6 protein-coding genes are annotated in these 6,688 nt (G+C 36.1%); 2 read left to right on the plus strand and 4 right to left on the minus strand.

Going from position 1 to position 6,688, the window contains the following annotated elements; genetic code table 11:
• Positions 1-161: transposase (locus OZD64_RS01945; RefSeq protein ID WP_274999147.1), on the plus strand; the 161-nt coding region annotated here is incomplete at its 5' end.
• Here OZD64_RS01945 and OZD64_RS01950 read toward each other — a convergent pair.
• Positions 141-1,109 (minus strand): hypothetical protein, encoded by a 969-nt coding sequence (locus OZD64_RS01950; RefSeq protein WP_274999208.1) that lies wholly within the window; start codon positions 1,107-1,109, stop codon positions 141-143. The two genes, OZD64_RS01945 and OZD64_RS01950, sit on opposite strands and share 21 nt — an antisense overlap.
• Positions 1,110-1,358: 249 nt before the next feature.
• Here OZD64_RS01950 and secA point away from each other — a divergent pair, with 249 nt between their 5' ends.
• Positions 1,359-4,019, plus strand: a complete 2,661-nt coding sequence (gene secA, locus OZD64_RS01955) for a preprotein translocase subunit SecA (RefSeq protein ID WP_274999209.1) — start codon at positions 1,359-1,361, stop codon at positions 4,017-4,019.
• Between the two features lie 9 nt (positions 4,020-4,028).
• Here the strand turns inward: secA and OZD64_RS01960 are convergent, their stop codons facing one another.
• The 3 genes from OZD64_RS01960 to OZD64_RS01970 form a co-directional block, all read right to left on the minus strand.
• Positions 4,029-4,808: an ankyrin repeat domain-containing protein gene (locus OZD64_RS01960; RefSeq protein WP_244263356.1), complete on the minus strand. Its 780-nt coding sequence runs from the start codon at positions 4,806-4,808 to the stop codon at positions 4,029-4,031.
• A 526-nt stretch (positions 4,809-5,334) separates the two neighbouring features.
• Entirely contained in the window at positions 5,335-5,976 is a 642-nt protein-coding gene (gene fsa, locus OZD64_RS01965; RefSeq protein ID WP_007552982.1) for a fructose-6-phosphate aldolase, read from the minus strand.
• 39 nt (positions 5,977-6,015) lie between these two features.
• Positions 6,016-6,357 carry a hypothetical protein gene (locus OZD64_RS01970; RefSeq protein WP_274999210.1) on the minus strand — a complete coding sequence of 114 codons (342 nt, stop codon included), beginning with the start codon at positions 6,355-6,357 and terminating at the stop codon, positions 6,016-6,018.
• Between the last annotated feature and the right edge of the window lie 331 nt (positions 6,358-6,688).

Here is a 6,688-nt window from a genome sequence, read left to right on the forward strand (position 1 = left end):
GGTTTAAAGTACAGCCAAGAAGATGGGTTGTAGAAAGGACTTTTGCTTGGGTTAATAGGAATAGAAGGCTATCGAAGGAGTATGATTTACTCACAACATCCACTGAGAATTTCATATACCTAGCTATGAGTAGGGTTATGTTAAAGAGGGAATATGCTTGAATTTACTAGTTTCCGGACAATCTCTAAGATTTCTTCTTTCATCTTGCGAAAGAATTCTCTTCCGTCTTCATGTGTAAGAAAACGTCTCCCTTTTTCTTTCAACCAATCTAGCATTTTTTCTTGGAAGCGAGCGTAAACATTCTGTCTATCAATATCATTAAATTGCTCGCCTAGCTCACTTTTGATAATATCCGCTAGTTTTATTTCATTGGGCTGATTTACTGCAAATACTAACTTATCAAAAAATTCTTTTATATTGTCTTCCAACCTACCTTCATTCATCATTCGTCCAAATTCACGTTGCCACGTCTGATTTCTTTCCAATTTCCTTTTTGAGTTCTGATCTGGCTTGTTTTGGAGTTTTTTTATCTCCTCTTCTAATTCTTCCATCGCTTCTTCTACAGCACTTTCAAATGCTGGTTGCACTACTGAAATCATGTTATTGTGAATATAAGAGAACTTATATCTAGTGCCACCATCTTTAAAAAAGACATCACTAGTGTCGATTACTTCAACTAAAATTTCTATTTCCTCGTTTGGTCCTAAAGTTTTTACCCTCAACTTCTTCACTGTGTTTCGTGCTGTGCTTTGATCCAGATCAAAATCGATATTAGTACAGATAATAAAATCTTTCAGGTTACCATCTGCAAAATCTTGATTATTTTTGATCTTTAGGTAAGAAACAAAATACTTTGCTAATCCAAACTCACCACTTTTATCTTTTGTAAGTAAGTTCCCTACTCCAATTTTCTTGTTATCTTCATCTTGTGTGTGTTTAGCCTGCAAAAAACGGTATACTTTCTTACTACCTTGGGTACATTCAAATACTAAATCATCGAATTTTCTGGCCTCTTCTATTTCTGTACCTAAGCGAAAAGAGTGCTGATAGAGCACTCCTCGATGCAAAAATAGCATCAATACCTTTAGCTGGTAGATATTACCGTGCATAACTAGTTACCTCATACAGGCTGCTATAAATTTGTTTGATCTAGAATTAAAGATTACCAAACACCTAAAATAATGCAATAGAGTCTTTATGTGTTGATAGAAAGGCCTTCGAGGGTAGGAATTGCCTGGCAAACTCTTAATTCTTGATTTAAAAAAGACTTTCCAAAGACTCCCCAAATCTAATATGTAATTGCTGTAGGCTGCATTTAGTAATATAATCTCATATTAAATAAGACTTTACTTAAGTTTATGCTAGATTCTCCGCTAATTTTGACAGCCATTCTTATATTTTTCATTTTTACGTTGTCATTCTTTTTTATAAGAAAGATATTTGGGTCAACAAATAAGAAGATAATAAAATCCTTTAGGAAAATTGTTCAGCAAATAAATGCATTAGAAACAGAAATGCAGAGTTTATCTGATGAGGAGCTTGCTGGTAAAACTGAAGAATTCAAACAAGAATTGAAAAATGGGAAAACGTTAAATGATCTTCTCGTACCTGCATTTGCAGTTGTGCGTGAAGCCTCTCGAAGGTTTCTTAACATGAGGCACTTTGATGTTCAACTGATTGGTGGAATGGTGCTCCACAATGGTATGATATCAGAAATGAAAACAGGAGAGGGAAAGACACTCGTTGCAACTTTAGCAGCATATCTAAATTCCTTAGAAGGGAAAGGCGTACACGTCGTAACTGTTAATGACTACCTTGCAAAACGAGACACAGAGTGGATGAGCAAATTATATAATTCTCTTGGGGTTTCTGTTGCGTTTATTACGAATAACTTGACAGATGAAGAGAGGAAAGAGGCTTACAGTGCAGATATCGTGTATTCCACAAATAACGAGCTTGCCTTTGATTACCTGCGAGACAATATGAAATTTTCTCAAGAAGACATGGTTCAGAGAGGCTTTCACTACGGAATAGTTGATGAAGTGGACTCAATACTCATTGATGAAGCTCGCACTCCGCTTATTATTTCTGGCCCGGTTGAGGAAAACAATCAGATATATAAGCATATCAATAAAATAGTAACCAAATTCGTTGACTCCGATTATGAAGTAGATGAAAAAGGTAGAACGGTATTCTTGACTGAAGATGGTATTTCACGAGTGGAGGAACTACTAAGGTCATACAATCTCATTCCTGAAAATTCCTCGCTCTATGATACTGACAGCATGATAATGACTCATTATATAGACCAAGCATTACGTGCATATAAGCTGTTTACTGCTGATAAAGATTATATAGTAAAGGATGGCAAGGTAGTGATTATTGATGAATTTACTGGGCGTATGATGGAGGGCAGGAGATATTCCGATGGTCTTCATCAGGCACTTGAAGCGAAGGAGAATCTTGAAATTCAGCATGAAAACCAAACTTTAGCATCGGTCACATTTCAGAATTACTTTCGTATGTACAATAAACTTTCCGGAATGACGGGAACAGCAGCAACAGAGGCAGAAGAGTTTCGTGATATATACAGATTAAATGTAGTAAAAATTCCAACCAATGTACCTGTAAAAAGAGTTGATATTGATGATGAAATTTACGGTACAGAAAAGGAAAAATTTAATGCTGTGTTGAAGTTTATAGAAGAATGCTACAAACGCCTTCAACCGGTCCTTGTTGGCACGGTGAGCATCGAAAACTCTGAGAAGCTTTCTGCGCTTTTGCAAAGCCATTCTCTTAAGCATTCAGTATTGAATGCTCGTTATCATGAACAAGAGGCGTACATAATAGCGCAAGCTGGGGTGCCAGGTAGTATCACTATAGCAACTAACATGGCAGGGCGTGGAACTGATATTCAACTCGGTGGAAATGCTGAAATGATCGCAAAGGTAGAGCTAAAGAAGATAAAAAATGCTGATGAAAGAGAAAAAAAATACCAAGAAATAGTTGAAAGAGTAAAAAAAGATAAGGAAATTGCTATAAAAGCTGGTGGTTTATGTGTGGTTGGAACCGAAAGACATGAAAGCAGGAGAATAGATGATCAATTACGCGGCCGTTCTGGTCGTCAGGGGGATCCTGGACTTTCTAAGTTCTTTTTATCGCTCGAAGATGACCTAATGAGAATATTTGGCTCTGATAGAATGAGAAGCTTTTTACAAAAAGTAGGGTTAAAGAATAACGAAGCTATTCATCATCCATGGATCAATAAGGCACTCGAGAAAGCGCAAAAGAAAGTTGAAGCTAGAAACTATGACGTGCGGAAATCTCTACTTAAGTTTGATGACGTAATCAATAACCAACGTAAAGTTATTTTTAAACAGAGAAACAATATCTTAGGCAACGAAATTAATGATTTACTTGAAGTATATAGCGAAGTAAATGAGAGCGTAGTAGAAGGTATAATCCAAAGTGGCTATTATGAGGATTATATTGAAAATATAGTCAAAGAATTCCATACAAGGTATGGAATAACGCTTGATAAAGAAGACTTGGCAAAGTTTTTGAATAAACAAGAAGCTTTGAATTATATAAATGATAAGATACAAGAATTTTTTACTGAGAAAGAAAAATATTTTAACAGTCAGCACACTACAGATTTGTGGAATACGATCGTGAAGCAAATGATGATAATGACACTTGATCATTTATGGAGGGAACACCTTTCAGTTCTAGAGAGCCTAAGACAAAGCATAAGCTTACGTGCTATGGGGCAGAAAGATCCACTGAATGAATTTAAACGCGAAGCTTTCTTGATGTTTGAGTCAATGCTTGAAAAATGGAAGGAACTCACCATTCACCGCTTAGCACACTTTAAGTTGGCAGACAACCAAGAGATAGGCAATAGGTTACATTCTGCTAGAAATAGCAGACTTCCCAAAGTCTCAAGAAACGACAAATGTCCTTGCAACTCCGGAAAGAAATACAAACACTGCCATGGTGCGGTTACTGTGGTGAGCTAATAATTATGGTTATACAGTTTGTTTATTTCCATCAACATGACTGCATCTAACCTCACTTAGCTTACTGTTTAATGAGTGCTCTGATGACTTATACGCAGCCCCATAGGAAATTCCACCAACTATCAGTGCAGATGCTACAGTAATTCCAATTATTGCTAGTGCAGGTAATGCAGTAGCGTAAACGAGTGCTAATGGAGTAACAATGGCAGCTAATATACCCACAGCAACTCCTGCTGTTATAGCTTTAGATCTATGAATAAATGATGGATCTGCACCATCATTTAGTAGAAGTTTTGCTAGCTTTGGGTATCCACGCTGAACAGCGTAGTGTAAAGGAGTTCTTCCTCCTCGATCTTGTATATTAACATCTGCCCCTTTTTTTATAAGATGTTTTACTACCTCTATATGACCATTATTAGCAGCATCATGTAAAGGAGTTCTTCCAACTTCACTTTGCACATTAACATTAGTGCTTCTTCCCAATAGATTTTCTAATACCTGTGTATGTCCATACTTAGCTGCATAATGTAGAAGAGTTTCCCCATACCTATTTTTCAGATCGATATCTGCTTCTTTTTTTGACAAAATTTCTACTATTCGTATGTGTCCATGTTTAGCAGCAACATGTAAAGGAGCTTCTTTGCAATATCCATTTTTTATACCGGTTTTCGCTCCATTGTCTAATAGATTTTCTACTATTTGTATGTGCCCATGTTCAGCAGCAACATATAAAAGAGTCCTTTCATATTCTATAAAGAACCCTGTTAATTTTGTATCTTTAGCTATCATACGCAACATGATACCTGGTAAAAACAGGTGATCTATATCAAACTTGTTATCTTTCCACCCGTTGTATACGCGTGGGTCCTTTTCCTGCAGCTTATCCTTAATTTTATCAATTATATTATCTTTATTGAAGCCTTGATCATTAATTTCTTGTAATATTTACTTTAGCATTTCTTCAAATTCTGATCTCACTATTTCCTACCAAGCTATAAAACTTTATTAAGGCATATGAAGTGGATTATGTCAATGAAGAACTAAGAAACTGGTTCTTCTTTTTTTCTATAGCTTTAGGTTTACCTACAATTTGAAAAACAACAAATTCGTCATTCCGCTACTCGTTAGCGCCGCGGCGGTATGATGTAGGGAAACCTTTCTTGGGTTAGCTATAAAGTTAAAATTCGACCAGGGCAGCCGCAATAAGGTAGCAAACGCCATCATGTCTTTAGGAGAGTTTGCTAATGAAGGCTCTTAAGTTGACGCCATTGCCTGAACGGATACGCCAATTTTTATGTTCATTTGTAACCGTCTATTATTTTACACCCCAGTCTTTTTCAAATATTGCTAGCCCTTGGTCAGTAAGTGGGTGATTAATTAATTGTCTAAGTACTTTTGCTGGCACAGTAATTGAATCAGCACCAAGCCTTGCAGCTTCTATTACATGCGCTGGGCTTCTCACTGATGCAACAAGAACTTTAGTATCAAAACCGTAATTAGAATATATAGTACATATATCTTCTATTAGCGATAAGCCATCATAGCTTATATCATCAAGGCGACCAACAAAGGGGGAAATAAAACAAGCACCGACCTTAGCGGCAAGCAGTGCTTGTCCAGGAGAAAAACATAATGTGATGTTAACAGGTATTTTATGCTCTGTCCATAACTTTTTACAAGAAATTAATCCTTCATGTGTAAGAGGTAATTTGATCACAACATTATCAGCAATTTTTGCTAAATTCAGACCTTCTGTGATCATCTCTTCATGGCTATCTGCAACAACTTCAACACTAACAGGCCCTTTTATAATAGAGCATATTTCACGCACTAAATCCTCGTATTTATCTTTACGCCCGGACTTTGCTATTAAAGAAGGATTAGTTGTTATGCCGTCAATGAACTCCTTTAGTCCTTTAATTTCATTTAAATCAACGCTATCAAGAAAAATTTCCATATTAATCTCCTATAAAAAAAATACCCTTGCAAAATCTTGTCATCCTACCGCTTGACTTACAACCTTATGAACTTTCTGCGTTGTAAACATCAAACAGCCGATAACATAACTGTACAAATATTGAGACATAAGAGTAATTTGTACCAAGAAAAAAGATGTCATCCCAGTGCCCAGACCCCTTAGACAATGTACCATCTTTTGATTTTGTCCATTCTGGGCGGGGTTTTCAAGTTCTTTGATCTTAAATACTACATCTACTTTATCAAGATCAATGTTGACTTCTTTTACTAATGTTCTAATAAGACTACGTTTGGCTTGCCAATCTAGGTCCGATTTAACACTAGAATAAAAGCCCTTTATGCTATTTGTAATAAGATTCATTTTCTGCCGTATTCCCTTTTACCTTTTTCTTCTCTCCTTCAATCTCTTTTAAACGTTACTTCATTTTTTTTATTGCCTGCTTAAAGTCTTCCTTACTTATAGTTAGTGCATACTTTGTTGCCGTAAAAACTTCTGGTACCCAAACAATTGTAATAAGTATACACAATCTTTGTCAACTATTTTCGGCACTGGTATATTGACCTTACCCAGAAAAAGTGGAGAGAAAGAAAGGAGTTTTTTCGGGTAAAATAAAATTTTGGAGGATTAGAAATGGTAAGAGAATATACGGCAGAATTCAAATTGGAAGCTGTTAAGCTGGCAAATGAACAAA

It is taken from the genome of Wolbachia endosymbiont of Drosophila tristis (assembly GCF_028981745.1).
In the GTDB taxonomy this organism is placed as follows: Bacteria; Pseudomonadota; Alphaproteobacteria; order Rickettsiales; family Anaplasmataceae; genus Wolbachia; species Wolbachia pipientis.